General features: G+C 44.0%; 12 protein-coding genes. 5 read left to right on the forward strand and 7 right to left on the reverse strand.

Features of this window, described 5'->3' with window-relative positions; translation table 11 throughout:
• Positions 1–237: 237 nt before the first annotated feature.
• The 7 genes from fabG to FPZ43_RS10215 all read right to left on the reverse strand — a co-directional run bounded on the left by fabG (position 238) and on the right by FPZ43_RS10215 (position 8,378).
• Complete coding sequence (fabG, locus tag FPZ43_RS10185) at positions 238–981, reverse strand: 3-oxoacyl-[acyl-carrier-protein] reductase (RefSeq protein WP_146381806.1); 744 nt, start codon at positions 979–981, stop codon at positions 238–240.
• Positions 982–1,087: 106 nt separating this feature from the next.
• The gene (locus FPZ43_RS10190) at positions 1,088–1,816 is read right to left on the reverse strand and encodes a hypothetical protein (RefSeq protein ID WP_146381807.1); all 729 of its coding nucleotides are present in this window, start codon (positions 1,814–1,816) and stop codon (positions 1,088–1,090) included.
• Between the two features lie 93 nt (positions 1,817–1,909).
• Positions 1,910–2,107: a cysteine-rich CWC family protein gene (locus tag FPZ43_RS10195; RefSeq protein ID WP_146381808.1), complete on the reverse strand. Its 198-nt coding sequence runs from the start codon at positions 2,105–2,107 to the stop codon at positions 1,910–1,912.
• A 604-nt stretch (positions 2,108–2,711) separates the two neighbouring features.
• On the reverse strand, positions 2,712–5,084 hold the full coding sequence (locus FPZ43_RS10200) for a ribonucleoside-diphosphate reductase subunit alpha (protein ID WP_146381809.1): 2,373 nt from the start codon (positions 5,082–5,084) through the stop codon (positions 2,712–2,714).
• Positions 5,085–5,257: 173 nt separating this feature from the next.
• Positions 5,258–6,235, reverse strand: coding sequence for a ribonucleoside-diphosphate reductase small subunit (locus FPZ43_RS10205; RefSeq protein ID WP_146381810.1), 978 nt, complete (start codon positions 6,233–6,235; stop codon positions 5,258–5,260).
• A 656-nt stretch (positions 6,236–6,891) separates the two neighbouring features.
• A complete protein-coding gene (locus FPZ43_RS10210; RefSeq protein ID WP_146381811.1) occupies positions 6,892–7,266 on the reverse strand; it encodes a methionine-R-sulfoxide reductase in 375 nt (124 codons plus the stop codon).
• A 227-nt stretch (positions 7,267–7,493) separates the two neighbouring features.
• Complete coding sequence (locus FPZ43_RS10215) at positions 7,494–8,378, reverse strand: NAD(P)H-binding protein (protein WP_146381812.1); 885 nt, start codon at positions 8,376–8,378, stop codon at positions 7,494–7,496.
• Between the two features lie 79 nt (positions 8,379–8,457).
• On the opposite strand from FPZ43_RS10215, the gene FPZ43_RS10220 reads away from it, so the two are divergent.
• From FPZ43_RS10220 to FPZ43_RS10240, 5 genes are all read left to right on the forward strand, one after another.
• On the forward strand, positions 8,458–8,832 hold the full coding sequence (locus FPZ43_RS10220; protein ID WP_146381813.1) for a winged helix-turn-helix transcriptional regulator: 375 nt from the start codon (positions 8,458–8,460) through the stop codon (positions 8,830–8,832).
• Positions 8,833–8,945: 113 nt separating this feature from the next.
• Complete coding sequence (locus FPZ43_RS10225; RefSeq protein WP_146381814.1) at positions 8,946–11,021, forward strand: vWA domain-containing protein; 2,076 nt, start codon at positions 8,946–8,948, stop codon at positions 11,019–11,021.
• Positions 11,022–11,170: 149 nt separating this feature from the next.
• Entirely contained in the window at positions 11,171–12,013 is an 843-nt protein-coding gene (locus tag FPZ43_RS10230; protein WP_146381815.1) for an endonuclease/exonuclease/phosphatase family protein, read from the forward strand.
• Positions 12,014–12,157: 144 nt separating this feature from the next.
• A complete protein-coding gene (gene ligA / locus FPZ43_RS10235) occupies positions 12,158–14,173 on the forward strand; it encodes an NAD-dependent DNA ligase LigA (RefSeq protein ID WP_146381977.1) in 2,016 nt (671 codons plus the stop codon).
• Positions 14,174–14,188: 15 nt separating this feature from the next.
• Positions 14,189–15,163 (forward strand): Gfo/Idh/MocA family protein, encoded by a 975-nt coding sequence (locus tag FPZ43_RS10240; RefSeq protein ID WP_146381816.1) that lies wholly within the window; start codon positions 14,189–14,191, stop codon positions 15,161–15,163.
• Positions 15,164–15,236: the final 73 nt, after the last annotated feature.

The following is a 15,236-nucleotide window of genomic DNA, read 5'->3' on the forward strand; positions in this document are numbered from 1 at the left end:
TTTTGTTTATAGTCGCTTCCACAGCTCAGCCTGACGCAAGCAAACTGGTCATGCTGAACTTGTTTCAGCATCCCACATGCTAACATGATGAGATGCCGATATGCATCGGCATGACAGAAAATTAGTCGCCACCTCATAAAGTCTTCGACATGCTCAGACTGACACTGCTTTAAAAGCAAAAAAGTCAAAAGCCGCATAAGGGCTTTTGACTTTTTAATTTTGATTTTTTGAGTTATCTTATAACATACCACCGTCTACAGGGATAACCTGGCCGGTAATATAGGTTGCCATGTCTGACGCCAGGAAAACGCAGGCGTTTGCTACATCTTCCGGTTCGCCGGCACGCTTAAGCGGGATAGCTGCTGCCCAGCCTTCAACTACTTTAGGGTCCAACACATCGGTCATTTCGGTGCGGATAAAGCCTGGTGCAACCACATTGGTACGGATGTTACGTGAGCCCAACTCTTTAGCAACGGATTTAGAGAAACCAATAATACCTGCCTTTGAAGCTGCATAGTTGGCTTGGCCGGCATTGCCTTGTACACCTACTACTGAGCTCATGTTGATAAACACGCCTGCGCGGTTTTTCATCATGATCTTGGATGCAGCTTTGGTAACGTTGAAGATAGATTTCAGGTTTACTTCGAGCACATCATCCCATTGCTCTTCGGTCATGCGCATTAGCAGGCCGTCTTTGGTGATACCTGCGTTGTTCACTACTATATGCAAAGTGCCGAAGTCGGCAACTATATCATTTACCAATTTTTCGGCTTCATCAAACTTTGATGCATCGCTGCGGTAACCTTTTACCTGCGTGCCAAAGCTCTGCAGTTCCTGCTCAAGCGCCTGGCCTTTTTCTACAGATGATAAATAGGTAAAGGCAACATTGGCGCCCTGCTCGGCAAATTTTTCAGCTATTTTGCGGCCTATGCCTTTTGACGCACCGGTTATCAGCGCGGTTTTTCCTTCAAGTAATTTCATAATTTAAGTATGATTTGCTGGCCGTGAAGATAGGGATTTTTGCAGAAGCGCGAAAACCACTAATCTGTTTTGGTAGGTAAGCTTTTGGTTATAGTGGGGGATGGGATCAGAAGCAATAAGTAAGGAACATGTTACCCGCGTACGAATTAAAACCCTTTTCTGTAGTGCCGCCGTCGCGGGTGTTGTAAGTTGCGCCGGTAACGCCCAGGCTATATTTAGCTTCAAGCCCTATGCTTACGTTGTTGGTAAGCATGTAGGTAAATCCCAGTTTGGGAGCCACATAATTGGTCCGGTAATTCGATACCTCGTAAGTGCCGCTGTAAAAATCGCTGTTGATGGTTGATTTGTATGAAGTAAGTATAAAACCGCCGTTTAAGCCGCCATAAAAGCTGAACTGACCATCAAAGGAGATCTCGTAAGCTACACCAAGGTATAAACCAATGCCGCGGTAGCGGCTGTATTTGCTGCTATAGTAGTAGCCATCCTCATCTATGTAACTAAAGTCGGCATACTTTGGCTTGTAGTTACGATAGTCTATTGTTCCCGAAAAAAGCAGGTGATCTTTTTTACGTAGCACGTTTATGCCATAAGTTGGCGATCCGTTGTATATGTCTTTTAGCTCACCCAAGGGGCTTTCATAGCCTATGTTAATTGCTGCCTGCCAGCCATCGCTGCGTATGGCGCTGCTGCTGCGTGTGCTGCCACCCAATACATCACCGTCGGCATTCATTCCGGGCGAGCGCTGGGCATTTGCATTAAAGCTGATCAGTGTAACAAAAAATAAGGTGAGCAGGACCGCGCAAATATGAGTGCGCGTTAATGAATGAGATAACATTTAGTTGGTTGCGATAAAGATTTATAGCTCTAAAATAGCAATTTTTTATTTTGAGTTACAAATGTTTACCTGCCATTATACACTAAAAAAGCGCTACAGCGTTGACCGATACTCCTCCTGAAGTTCCAACAGGCACTTGGCGCACATGCAGCCTTCGTAGTTTTCGCTGATATATTGTACCTCGTTAATGCTTAACTGTACCACGCTGCACTGGCATTTGGTGTAGGAGTTTGCCTTACACTCCATACGTGTACCGCAGCGGTCGCAACTGATAATTTCGTGTTTGGGCATTTGTTAGGTCCGTGAGCTATTTACGGGAAACAAAGTTAATTATATACAATTTGGGTTATAAAATCAGAGTGTCAAAAAAAGGCCATGACTGGTGGCTTTGATCTAAGCATAATGTCTATATCCACAGATAATCAGCAACAAGCTAAATAGGCTTTAATGATAAATAAAACTGGACTTAAAAAAGTATTGTCAGCAAAAATAGCTTACGGTTATTTGCTTATCGTATTTTTGTTATTACTGATAACATACATTGTAATATTAGTCTGTGATGTTTTTATGTGGTGGTTCCTCTTTGCGAAGGAAACTATTCGGACGAAAGATATCATCCTATCGCTACGATGTTATTTAACTCGTCTCCTTTTATTGCCATCATTTGTGTTTGTATTTTAATGGTAGTTTACAACAGTAAAAAACTCAATTTATCTAGGCTCAAGTCGATTTTGATAGTAACTGTGTTTATAACCGTAGTTCATTTTATATTAATGTGCTTTTTCCCTGTCTTTGGTTAATAGTATAACAAAAAAGTCCGTAAACCTAAGTTTACGGACTTTAATTATTTAATGCTTCCGGACTTCGGACTAAACCGACTTTCGGACTTAAAAACTTACGCTGAGCAAGTTACGCAACCTTCTTCCATTGAGCAAGATGGGCCGGCCGGCATTTCTTCATTGCTGTCTGCAACAACTTCCGGTATAACGGCTTCCATGTTTTTGCCACCCTGGTTTTCAACTGTAAATTTAACCGCTTGCGATGCTGCCTGTGTACGCAGGTAGTACATACCTGTTTTTAAACCTTTTTTCCATGCGTAGAAGTGCATTGAAGTTAGTTTAGATGCATTTGGCGAGTTAATGAACAAGTTAAGCGATTGCGACTGGCAAATGTATGCGCCCCTGTCTGCAGCCATATCAATGATGTTACGCATCTTGATCTCCCAAACAGTTTTATACAAATCTTTGATGTCAGCAGGTATTTCCGGGATATCCTGAATAGAGCCGTTTGCGCTGATGATCTTGTCTTTCATGGCTGGTGTCCATAAGTTAAGGGCAACCAGGTCATGCAATAGGTGTTTGTTTACAATCACAAACTCTCCGCTCAATACACGGCGGGTGTAAATGTTTGAGGTGTATGGTTCAAAGCACTCGTTGTTACCCAATATTTGTGATGTTGATGCTGTAGGCATTGGTGCAACCAACAATGAGTTGCGTACACCGTGGTTCATTACATCAAGGCGCAGGTTATCCCAATCCCAACGGCCGCTGTCTGGTTTAACACCCCACATATCAAACTGGAACTGTCCTTTTGATAGCGGCGAACCTTTAAAGGTTTCGTAAGCACCATCTTTAATAGCTAAATCTTTAGAAGCTGTCATCGATGCAAAGTAGATGGTTTCAAATATCTCTTTGTTCAATTGTTTTGCTTCATCGCTTTCAAACGGTAAGCGCAGCAGGATAAATGTATCTGCTAAACCTTGTACACCTAAACCAACAGGGCGGTGACGCAGGTTTGAGTATTCGGCTTCTTTAACAGGGTAATAGTTGTTGTCAATTATCTTGTTAAGGTTTAACGTAGCCTGATAAGTTACCTCATACAATTTGGCGTGGTCAAACTCGCCGTTAATAACGTAGCGTGGCAATGCTAATGATGCAAGGTTACAAACCGCTACCTCATCGGCAGAGGTATACTCCATGATCTCGGTACAAAGGTTCGAGCTTTTTATAGTGCCCAGGTTTTGCTGGTTCGATTTTGCGTTAGCTGCATCTTTGTATAACAGGTAAGGTGTACCGGTTTCTACCTGGGCATCCAAAACTGCAAACCAAAGTTCCTGCGCTTTAATTACTTTACGGGCGCGGCCTTCTTTTTCGTATTTGGTGTAAAGGGCTTCAAACTCCTCGCCAAAGCAATCTGCCAGGCCTGGTGCTTCGTGCGGGCAAAACAGGCTCCACTCTTCGTTGGCTTCAACGCGGCGCATAAACAAATCGCTTACCCAAAGCGCGTAGAACAAATCGCGGGCACGCATTTCTTCTTTACCGTGGTTTTTACGCAGGTCCAAAAAGTCGAAGATATCTGCATGCCATGGCTCAAGGTAAATGGCAAATGCACCTTTACGCTTGCCGCCGCCCTGGTCTACATAACGGGCAGTATCATTAAATACTTTCAGCATCGGGATAATACCGTTGCTGGTACCGTTTGTGCCGCTTATGTATGAGCCTGTAGCCCTTACATTATGGATGCTAAGGCCAATACCGCCTGCGCTTTGTGATATTTTAGCTGTTTGCTTAAGCGTATCATATATACCCTCAATGCTGTCATCTTTCATGGTTAATAAAAAACATGACGACATTTGTGGTTTTGGTGTGCCCGCGTTAAACAGGGTAGGCGTGGCGTGTGTAAACCAACGCTCGCTCATCAGGTTATATGTTTTTATTGCGCTTTCAACATCCTCTTTGTGGATACCTACAGATACACGCATAAACAAATGCTGCGGGCGCTCGGCTATTTTACCGTCAATTTTTAACAGGTATGATTTTTCTAAGGTTTTAAAGCCGAAGTAGTCAAACCCAAAGTCGCGATCGTAGATGATGGTACTGTCAAGCAATTCGGCATTCTTTCGGATCACGTCGTATACATCGTCGGCAAGTAAAGAGGCACTTTTACCTGTTTTAGGGTCGATGTACTCGTACAGCTTGCGCATGGTTTCCGAGAACGACTTTGTAGTGTTTTTGTGCAGGTTTGATACTGCTATACGCGATGCAAGCAACGCGTAATCCGGGTGCTTGGTAGTTAATGATGCTGCGGTCTCGGCAGCAAGGTTGTCCAGTTCTGAGGTAGTAACACCATCAAACAAACCTTCAATTACTTTTTTGGCTACATCAATTGGGTCAACCAATTTAAAGCCGTAGCACAGTTTTTCAATACGTGCTGTGATCTTGTCAAATTTTACACTTTCTCGTCTGCCGTCGCGTTTTACTACATACATTGTTTGGCCTCCTTTTTACCGCCGGGGCGGGTTTGTTTTTTATTTTGTTTTAAATAGATAGCGCTGTTTGGGATTGCACCGATTAGCTTTTGATTGCACCGATTGATCCTCTTTTAATTAGATTCTTGTCGATTCTTAAACTAATCTCCAATCAACCATTCTCTAATCACTAATTAGAAATCCTCGTCTAACGAGAATGCTTTCGCTTCTGCGTTGCCGCCGCTCATTACGCCGCTTTTTTGGTAATCGCCAACCCGTTTTTCGAAGAAGTTGGTTTTGCCCTGCAGGCTTATCATCTCCATAAAATCGAATGGGTTAGTTGCGTTATACACTTTAGGATAACCTAATTCGCTTAACCACCTGTCGGCCACAAATTCGATGTATTGGCTCATCATTTTTGCGTTCATACCGATAAGGCTTACCGGTAGGGCATCATTTATAAATTCTTTCTCAATCTCTACCGCATCGGTAATGATTTTAGTTACCGCCTCTGTAGACAATTTGTTCTCGAGCATTTTATACAGCAAGCAGGCAAATTCACAGTGCGAACCCTCGTCACGCGAGATCAGCTCATTGCTGAAGGTTAAACCCGGCATCAAACCGCGTTTTTTTAGCCAGAAGATAGAGCAGAAACTACCCGAAAAGAAAATACCTTCTACCGCTGCAAAGGCAACCAAACGCTCGGCAAAGTTGCCGTTGTTTATCCAGCGCAGTGCCCACTCGGCTTTTTTACCTACACATGGTACGGTATCAATAGCGTGGAAAAGGCGGTCTTTCTCTACCGGATCTTTTACATAAGTATCAATTAACAGGGCGTAGGTTTCTGAGTGGATGTTTTCCATCATGATCTGGAAACCGTAAAAGCAACGCGCCTCCGGCAGCTGTACCTCGCTCATAAAGTTAATGGCAAGGTTCTCGTTCACTATACCATCGCTGGCTGCAAAAAATGCAAGCACGTGCGATATAAAATGTCTTTCGCCATCGTTCAGGTTTTCCCAATGTTTTATATCGTCAGACAGGTCGATCTCTTCGGCCGTCCAAAAACTGGCTTCGGCTTTTTTGTACATTTCCCAAATAGCCGGGTACTTTATCGGCAGGATCACAAAGCGGTCTTTGTTCTCTCTAAGCAGTAATTCGGTTTCCTCTTGCATATCGACTTCCAATTATATATATGGTTGATAAAAAATGTCTGTTAACACCATCTGTAATAACACCCTTTTGTACCGAGCCGACAGCAGACAACAATACCATGCGGGCTTTTGTATAAAGGGTAAAAACTTAAAGTTTTGGCCCTTATTAACCCGCCATAATTAGTTGTCTTTTTTAACCGGCGTTAAATTATTTATTGTACACAGCTCATGTAAAACATGGCTTTTTATGGTAAATACCAACCCGGGGACGGCGGTATTACAGATAGCTTTAAAAGAACTATAATTCAAAGATAGGGCATCATGTAATCGGGTGTTAATCTAAGTTTTTAACATCCCCTATAAGTTATACACAATTAAATTTTTAGTGAAGAAATTTTTGATCGCACGGTTAAAAATCAAACAACTTATTTACAGTAATTTAACGTCTGCTAAACAGTAAGTATGTAAGGCTAATAACATTTTTTCAAAAGAATTTGGACTTGTCGATGCCATGTTTCGGGGTATCGATTTCCAAAAATATCCTGAAGCTAAAAGCTATTATAAAGGCCGTTTTTGCACGCAGAAAAAGCGGTATTTAATGAATAAAAATCAACGCAAAAAATATGTGGAAAACAAAAGATCCCGACTTTATTTGATCGGGATCTTTTTTATCGGTTTTATTTTTTAAGGTCGGCTACCGGCACAAATTTCATGGATAGCGAATTGACGCAATGGCGAATATTTTTTGGTGTGAGATACTCCCCCTCAAACACGTGGCCCAAATGGGCGCCGCAGTTATTGCAAAGTATCTCAACGCGCCTGCCATCGGCGTCTGTAACACGCTTAACAGCTCCGGGTATCTCGTCGTCAAAGCTTGGCCAGCCACAGTGCGATTCAAATTTCGATTCGGACGTATAAAGCGGCGTATCGCAACGTTTGCAAACGTACACACCTTCGGCTTTGTTATCAAGCAATTCGCCGGTAAACGGCCTTTCGGTTCCCTTATGTAAAATTACCCACTCTTCTTCGGGTGTTAATTGATTGTATGCCATAATATTTATGATTTCGCAGATTGTTTTTTAATTGATTACTCCGATACTTTTTTAACGGGGTAATCAACCTTTGTTATATAAATATACGACAATTCAAGCGCCGGTTTTGTTTCTGTAAGGCATGTTTACACAGGGTTGACAAGGCATTTAAAGCAAGCATGTTTGCCCATCAAAATTAAAAAGCGAGATGCAATAGATGACAGTTACAACTCGCTTTTAAGAACTTGTTATTTATTGTAAGCCGCGGCAAACTCTTTAGCAAAATCCTCCAGTTTGGTTTGGCCCAATGTTGCAGGTTTGTGTTGCAGGTAGTCGGCCCATAAAATTTGTTTTTTGATAGCCGTACCCATTTCGGTGTAACTGCGGGCAAACTCATTTGGCAAGCCGGCTTGCAGCAAACCATCTAAAGATTGCTCGTTGGTAAACTCCACCCATTTTAAATCGGGCTTTCCTATGGCAGCGCCCAGCACTGCGGCAACATCAGCAAGCGTACGCTCGTCGCTGGCAATATACCTTATGGTTTTGCCGGTAAAGTTTTGCTGCAACTCAAAAGCGGCTATTTCTGCAATATCATTGGGATGAGTCATGACGATGTTGCTTTCCGGTCCGTAATTTCCACCTAAAAAGCCCTGGTGCTTCACCATATCTATATTACCCAAAAAGTTGGTGTAGAAGAAAGCCGGGCGAAGCATTTTGATATCAACCCCATCCAATGTGGCGAATATTTGTTCAACATCATGTATGCCGGATATAGGGCCGGTGCCGCCGTCGATATGCGCACCTATACTACTTAATAACACTACCTTTTTCACGCCTGAAGCTTTAATAGCTTCCGCATAATTGCTGCCTATACCTGCAATGTATTTACGGTAATCGGGCGACGTGATATCATTTGGTATCATTATATAAAGAGCGTTCGCCCCGGTAAAGGCCTCGGTTAAAAATTTGATATCCGTTACTGAACCAATTGCCGGCGTGGCACCTATCGCTTCAATAGCAGCAACTTTATCTTCACTGCTGCTTATCACGGTGACGTTATGGTTTGCGGCTACTAATGTTGTTGCAAGTGGTTTGCTGATGTGTCCTAATGAACCTGTTACTAAGATTTTCATAATGTTTATTGTTTTTGTTGAAACAAAGGTATATTTGTACTTACTTTTGTACAAGTACTTACCCCAAAGTATGTAGGTTATGACAGCGATAAAAGAAAGCTCAACCCGAAATGCCAACAAGCTGCAAAGCGTATCGGCCTGCCCCGTTAGTTATTTAATGAATAAAATTGGCGGGCATTGGAAACCGATAATCCTGTTTCAATTGATGAGTGGCCCCAAGCGCTATGGCGATCTTAAACGTAACATACCCGAGGTTACCGAAAAGATGTTGATACAGCATTTAAAGCAATTACAGGCAGATGATTTGATTACCCGCCACGCCGAACCGGTTGTGCCGCCGCATGTAACATATCAACTTAGTACCCGCGGCGAAAGTTTAAGGCCTGTATTGGATTCAATGGCCATGTGGGGCTTTGGGCAAACCGGCCGCAATGCCGATGGCAGCCCTGTGTAGAGTCACGCCGTAAATTCTCACTTATCATACTTGGATAGGGCCATTAAGCTAATTATAGTTAGCACTACAGGGTTTAAGCAATATTTTTGCATTTTGCGGGTATATACTTATAAATGTCAGTTACGCTGGGTTCGGTTTCTGTATGGTGGCTTCCGGTATGCCTGTTAGCAGGTTTGCTGTATGCCTGGCTTATGTACTGGCAGCCTGTTACGCTGAGCAAGCATTTACGATATGGCTTATTTGCCTTACGCGCCCTTGCGGTGACCCTGTTGGCAGTTCTACTGCTTTCCCCGTTAATCAAATCAACAAGTTATCAGCCTCAAAAGCCGCTGGTTTTAGTAGCGCAGGATAATTCGCAATCCATAAATTTATTTTCTGCAAAAGGGGATATTGCCGGTGTAAACATGGGCTTGAAAGGCTTAAAAGCAAAGCTCGGCGACGATTACGATGTGCGGTTCTTTACCTTTGATAAATTGCTTAACGAAGGCGATTTAGTAAATTACAAGGGTAGCCAAACAAATATTGCCGGAGCCCTTCAGCAACTTAACAGCCGGTTTGCCAATCAAAATATTGGCGCTTTAATATTGGCTACCGATGGCTTGTCTAACCTGGGCAGCGACCCGCAGTACGAGGCGCCTAACCTTAAAACAAGCATTTACACCATTGCCCTTGGCGACACTACCCCACGCCGCGACCTGCTTATTGGTAACATTAGCTATAACAAGACCGCTTTTTTGGGTAATGATTTTGAGGTTGAATTGCTTGCCGAGGCTTACCAAAGCAAAGGCGAACAAATGCGCCTTACGATAACAGAAGATGGAGCGCAGGTGTCGGCACAAAGTATCGCAATCACATCCGGCGCTTTTAAAAAAGTTATTCCGCTAAAGCTTAATGCTGATAAAAAAGGGATACGCAAATTTACCTTCAGCCTTGCACCACTGGCCAATGAGCTATCGGTACAAAACAATACAGAGGCGATATATATAGAGGTGCTTGATGCAAGCCAAAAGGTTTTGCTGGTTTACGATAGTCCGCATCCCGACATCGGTGTGATTAAGCAAGGCATCTCTGCTAATCGCAATTTCGAGGTTAAAGCTGTTCAGGCCGACGAGTTGGGCAACGTTGCGCCCGCCGATTACAGTATGTTGATACTTTATCAGCTTTCGGCAAATAGCTACAATAAGGTAAAGCAACTTACAGCAGGGCGAACGCCAATCTGGTTTGTTGGCGGTACACAGGCGGATGCACAAGCTTTAAACGCCGCACAAAACACCGTTAAATTACCGGCAGGCGGTGGGCAGGAAACACAAGAGGTTTTTGCGCAACCTGTTCCATCCTTCGCTGCATTTACCCTTACAGATTCTACCCTTAATAAGATAAGCAAACTGCCACCTTTACTGGCAACTTATGGCACTTACACCGCCAATGCATCGTCGGCTTTATTATTAAAACAAAGGATAGGTAATGTTGCCACCAATTACCCACTGCTGGCATTCAGCGATGAAGGAGGCAGGCGCATAGCTGTATTGGCTGCCCAGGGGTTATGGCGCTGGCAATTGGCCGAGTATCGCGAATTTGGAAGCCATGCGGCGGTTAATGAGTTGCTGAGCCAAACAGTCCAGTACCTCACTGTCAACAGTAACAGACAAAGGTTCAGAGTCTATCCGTCGAAAAATGTATTTGATGAAGGCGAAAATGTATTGCTGAATGCCGAACTGTACAACGAGGCACTTGAATTGGTTAATACACCTGATGTTAAGATCGACCTGAAAAACAACGCAGGCAAAAACTTTAGTTTTTTATTTACCCGCAGCGGGCAAAGTTACCAGCTTAATGCAGCCGCACTGCCCGTGGGCGATTATACTTACCAGGCCATAACCAGTTTGGGCAAACAGCAGTTTAAAGCATCGGGCAGGTTAACCGTTAAGCAACTCAATTTAGAAGCAAGGCAAAGTACGGCCAACCATACCTTGTTAAAAAGCATAGCCGATAAATCGGGCGGGCAAATACTGCTGCCATCCCAAATTGGTAAGCTTGCTGATCTGATCCGCAAGAACGACAATATTAAAACCGTTGTTTATGAGGACAAGAAGTATAACGACCTGGTAGACCTGAAATGGATTTTTGCCGTACTAATGGTATTGCTAACTACCGAGTGGTTTTTACGCAAACGGGAAGGCCAGATTTAGATACCCGTCCCTTGAAATGGACGGCCATGATTTGCTTGCCCATTGCGCAGTTCATTACTGTCGGCTTTAGCTTACATATATCAGGTAAAAAATTTAACATCTACTTAATCTGTTAAACACTTAATTTGGCCTTTCAAACATCTATCTATATGAAAAAGCTATTTTTTATTCTGTTTATTTCGGTTGTTGCGCATACCTTGAGTTATGCACAGCAATTAAATATTGCAACCTACAACCTGCGCAATGCCAACCGCGGTGATTCGACTGCAGGCAACGGATGGGGGCAGCGCTTCCCGGAAATAGCCAAATTAATTCAATTTCAAGATCTTGATATTTTTGGTACACAGGAAGCCAAATACCATCAGCTAACCAACCTTGCCGATAGCCTGCCGGGTTATAAATGGTATGGTGTTGGCCGCGATGACGGTAAGCATGGCGGCGAATTTTCTGCTATTTATTACAAGTCGGACAGGTTTAAGGTAATAAAAGGGGGCAACTTTTGGATGTCTACAGATACCGAAAAGCCCAACAAAGGCTGGGATGCGGCATTGCCGCGCCTTTGCACCTGGGTGCAGTTTAAGGAAGCAAAAACGGGCTTTACCTTTTACTTCTTCAACCTCCATATGGATCATATTGGCGTAATAGCCCGCAGGGAAAGTGCCAAACTTGTATTGGCAAAACTAAAGGCTATGGCAGGTAAAACACGGGCTATCCTAACCGGCGATTTCAATGTCGATCAATCTTCAGATAGCTATGCGGTCATAAATAACTCGGGCGTGCTTAAAGATAGTTATGTGCTGTCGCCCGTTAAACTGGCTCCGGCCGATACCTTTAACGGCTTTGACTCGACAACCAAAGGCAGTAACCGCATCGATCATATTTTTGTGAGTCCACAGTTTAAAGTACAACGCTATGGCATCCTTACCAATACATACGGCGGCGGCAAAACCCCGTCAGACCATTATCCGGTAGTTGCTGTTTTAAAGTATTAGTTGGCTCATGGTTAATAGATCATGGTTGATAGTTGCTTAGTATGAACAAGCCATTATTATAATGCGCGTTGCTGAAGGTGTGAGTTGGGCATACCATAAACAATGATCTATGAACCATATGCTAAAAAAACTATCTTCGCTATCATGTCGCCTAACCAAGCTAAAGACCATATAGCGGCCCTTACTGCCGAACTTAAACAGCACAATTACAACTACTATGTGTTGGCCATGCCTACCATTGCCGATTTTGATTTCGATAAGAAATTAAAAGAGCTGGATGCGCTCGAGAAGCAATACCCTGAGTTTGCCGACCCAGATTCGCCCACGCAAAAGGTCGGCGGGGAGGTTACAAAGGAGTTTGTGACTGTTAAGCACCGATGGCCGATGCTGTCGTTAGGCAATACCTATAACGAGCAGGAACTGGTAGATTTTGACCAGCGTGTACGCAAAGCAATTGGTGATAATTTTGAGTATGTATGCGAGTTAAAGTTTGACGGCCTATCCATGAGCCTTACCTATGAGAATGGTAAACTGGCCCGTGCTGTTACCCGTGGCGATGGTACCCAGGGCGACGATGTAACCACCAATGTGCGTACTATTCATAGCATACCGAAGAAACTGCCATCAGGCAACTACCCTGATTTGTTTGAGATTCGAGGCGAAGTTTTTATGCACGTAAAAGCCTTTGAGCGCCTCAACAAGGAACGCGTAGATAACGGCGAACTGCCTTATGCCAACCCCCGCAACTTTGCATCGGGCACCATGAAGCTACAAGACTCGGCCGAAGTGGCACGCCGCCCGCTGGATTGCTTTTTGTATGGATTGTATACCGAAAAAACCTTGTTTAAAACCCATTGGGAAAGCCTTGAGGCTGTAAAAAAATGGGGCTTTCATGTTGATGACCATAGCAGGCTTTGCAGTGATATTGCAGGCGTGCTCGATTTTATAAACCACTGGGATAAGGAGCGCTTTAACCTGAGCTATGATATAGACGGGATTGTTATAAAGGTTAATAACTATTCGCAGCAGCAGGAGTTGGGTTTTACGGCCAAATCACCGCGCTGGGCAATATCATATAAATTTAAAGCCGAACGTGTAGAAACAGAATTGCTTGCCGTAACCTACCAGGTTGGCCGTACAGGTGCTGTTACGCCGGTTGCAAATTTAAAACCGGTACTACTGGCCGGTACCACGGTAAAACGTGCCACGCTGCACAACGCCGACGAGATTACCGAGCGCCTTAAACTGCATGAGCATGATACGGTGTTTGTTGAAAAGGGCGGCGAGATCATTCCTAAGATCATCAGTGTAAACCTGGATAAGCGCCAGCCGGATGCGAAACCTATTAAATATATAACGCATTGCCCGGCCTGCCATACCGAATTACTGCGTACGGAAGGCGAAGCTGCCTGGTACTGCCCAAATGACGAAGGTTGTCCGCCACAGATCGTCGGGAAAATACAACATTACATAGGCCGCAAAGCCATGAATATTGACGGCCTTGGCGATGAAACTATCCTTACGTTTTATAACCTGAAGCTTATTAACCATATCAGCGACCTGTACACTTTGCACGAGCGTGCCGAAGAACTGAAGCAGATAGGGCGTTTTGGTGAAAAATCCATCAATAACATGTTGGATGGGATTGAAAAATCCAAGCAGCAACCGTTTGAAAAAGTGTTATTTGGATTAGGTATTCGCTATGTTGGTGCAACTGTGGCCCAAAAGCTGGTTGCGCACTTTAAAACGATAGACAGGCTGATGGCCGCCACCGAAGAAGAACTGACTGCCGCCGAAGAAATTGGGGCACGTATAGCCCAAAGTATTACAGAATACTTTAACGATCCGCAGCACAAGGCAGAGATTGAAAAATTAAAAGCCGCAGGCCTGCAGTTTGTTGCCCAGGAAAAGGAGGTTAACCTGGCAAGCGATAAATTTGCCGGTCAGAATTTTATTATATCCGGTACGTTCGAGAAATTCTCGCGCGATGAGTTGAAGGATATTATTGAACAAAACGGTGGTAAAATTTTAAGCAGTATATCAGCCAAATTAACGTACCTGGTAGCAGGCGAAAATATGGGACCTTCTAAACTGGAGAAGGCTACTAAACTGAATATTCCGATCATCAGCGATGATGAATTGCTGGCATTGCTGGCATAACCCTACGCCTTAAATATGAACACAATTAACTGGGGTATCATCGGGTGCGGTAACGTAACCGAAAAAAAAAGCGGGCAGGCATTTAACAAGGTTGCTGGTAGCCGCCTTGTAGCTGTAATGCGCCGCGATGCAGAAAAGGCCGCCGACTATGCCCGCCGTCATAATGTTGAGCACTGGTACAGCAATGCAGATGAGCTGATGGACAACCCTGCAGTAAATTCAGTCTCGATTGCAACACCACCGGCGAGCCACCTGGACTACGCTTTAAGGGCAATTGAAAAAGGCCTCAACGTTTATGTTGAAAAACCGGTAACCCGCAACGCTACCGAGGCACTTAAAATGGCTGATGCAGTTACCAAAAGCGGTGCAAAACTTACCGTTGCCCACTATCGCAGGGCGTTACCTATGTTTTTACACGTTAAGCAATTGCTTGCTGATAATGCTATTGGGAAGGTGCGCACTGTGCAAATACGTATGTGGCAAAAGCGTGAGCCAAAACTGATAGCTGCTACAGAAACCAACTGGCGGCTGGATCCTGCTTTATCGGGAGGAGGCTACTTCCATGACCTTGCCCCGCACCAGCTCGACCTGATGTTGTATTATTTTGGCGAACCAGCCAGCTACAGTGGCTATAGTTTAAACCAGGCCAACACCAGCCCGGCCGACGATCATGTTTGCGGGACTATCGTTTTTAAGAATAACATCATCGTTAATGGATCCTGGTGCTTCAACGTAGCCCAAAGTGAAACTACCGACACCTGCGAGATCATCGGCACTGAAGGGCGTATTACTTTCCCTTTTTTTGGTACATGGGTAAAAGTCAAAAACGCACAGGGCGAACAAACCACAGATTTTGTACACCCTGAGCACATACAACAGCCCATGATCGAAAAAATTGTTTCCTTTTTTAAAGACGAGGGCCCCAATCCCTGCACTATACACGAAGCAGTTGTACTAATGCAGATAATGGATGCATTTACTGGGAAGTAAAAATGACTAACCTGCTGCGGTTGCAAACCGGCTCAACGCTTTTGTTTCAAAACTCACACATAAGTACGTTGAT

The organism is Mucilaginibacter pallidiroseus (assembly GCF_007846085.1).
GTDB lineage: Bacteria > Bacteroidota > Bacteroidia > Sphingobacteriales > Sphingobacteriaceae > Mucilaginibacter > Mucilaginibacter pallidiroseus.

What these genes read in the sequence shown, in the direction of transcription:
- FPZ43_RS10240 (WP_146381816.1), top strand. Translation starts at nt 14,189, where the DNA reads ATGAACACAATTAACTGGGGTATCATCGGGTGCGGTAACGTAACCGAA.
- FPZ43_RS10210 (WP_146381811.1), bottom strand. Translation starts at nt 7,266, where the DNA reads ATGGCATACAATCAATTAACACCCGAAGAAGAGTGGGTAATTTTACAT.
- FPZ43_RS10220 (WP_146381813.1), top strand. Translation starts at nt 8,458, where the DNA reads ATGACAGCGATAAAAGAAAGCTCAACCCGAAATGCCAACAAGCTGCAA.
- FPZ43_RS10190 (WP_146381807.1), bottom strand. Translation starts at nt 1,816, where the DNA reads ATGTTATCTCATTCATTAACGCGCACTCATATTTGCGCGGTCCTGCTC.
- fabG (WP_146381806.1), bottom strand. Translation starts at nt 981, where the DNA reads ATGAAATTACTTGAAGGAAAAACCGCGCTGATAACCGGTGCGTCAAAA.
- FPZ43_RS10225 (WP_146381814.1), top strand. Translation starts at nt 8,946, where the DNA reads ATGTCAGTTACGCTGGGTTCGGTTTCTGTATGGTGGCTTCCGGTATGC.
- FPZ43_RS10205 (WP_146381810.1), bottom strand. Translation starts at nt 6,235, where the DNA reads ATGCAAGAGGAAACCGAATTACTGCTTAGAGAGAACAAAGACCGCTTT.
- FPZ43_RS10215 (WP_146381812.1), bottom strand. Translation starts at nt 8,378, where the DNA reads ATGAAAATCTTAGTAACAGGTTCATTAGGACACATCAGCAAACCACTT.
- FPZ43_RS10200 (WP_146381809.1), bottom strand. Translation starts at nt 5,084, where the DNA reads ATGTATGTAGTAAAACGCGACGGCAGACGAGAAAGTGTAAAATTTGAC.
- ligA (WP_146381977.1), top strand. Translation starts at nt 12,158, where the DNA reads ATGTCGCCTAACCAAGCTAAAGACCATATAGCGGCCCTTACTGCCGAA.
- FPZ43_RS10230 (WP_146381815.1), top strand. Translation starts at nt 11,171, where the DNA reads ATGAAAAAGCTATTTTTTATTCTGTTTATTTCGGTTGTTGCGCATACC.
- FPZ43_RS10195 (WP_146381808.1), bottom strand. Translation starts at nt 2,107, where the DNA reads ATGCCCAAACACGAAATTATCAGTTGCGACCGCTGCGGTACACGTATG.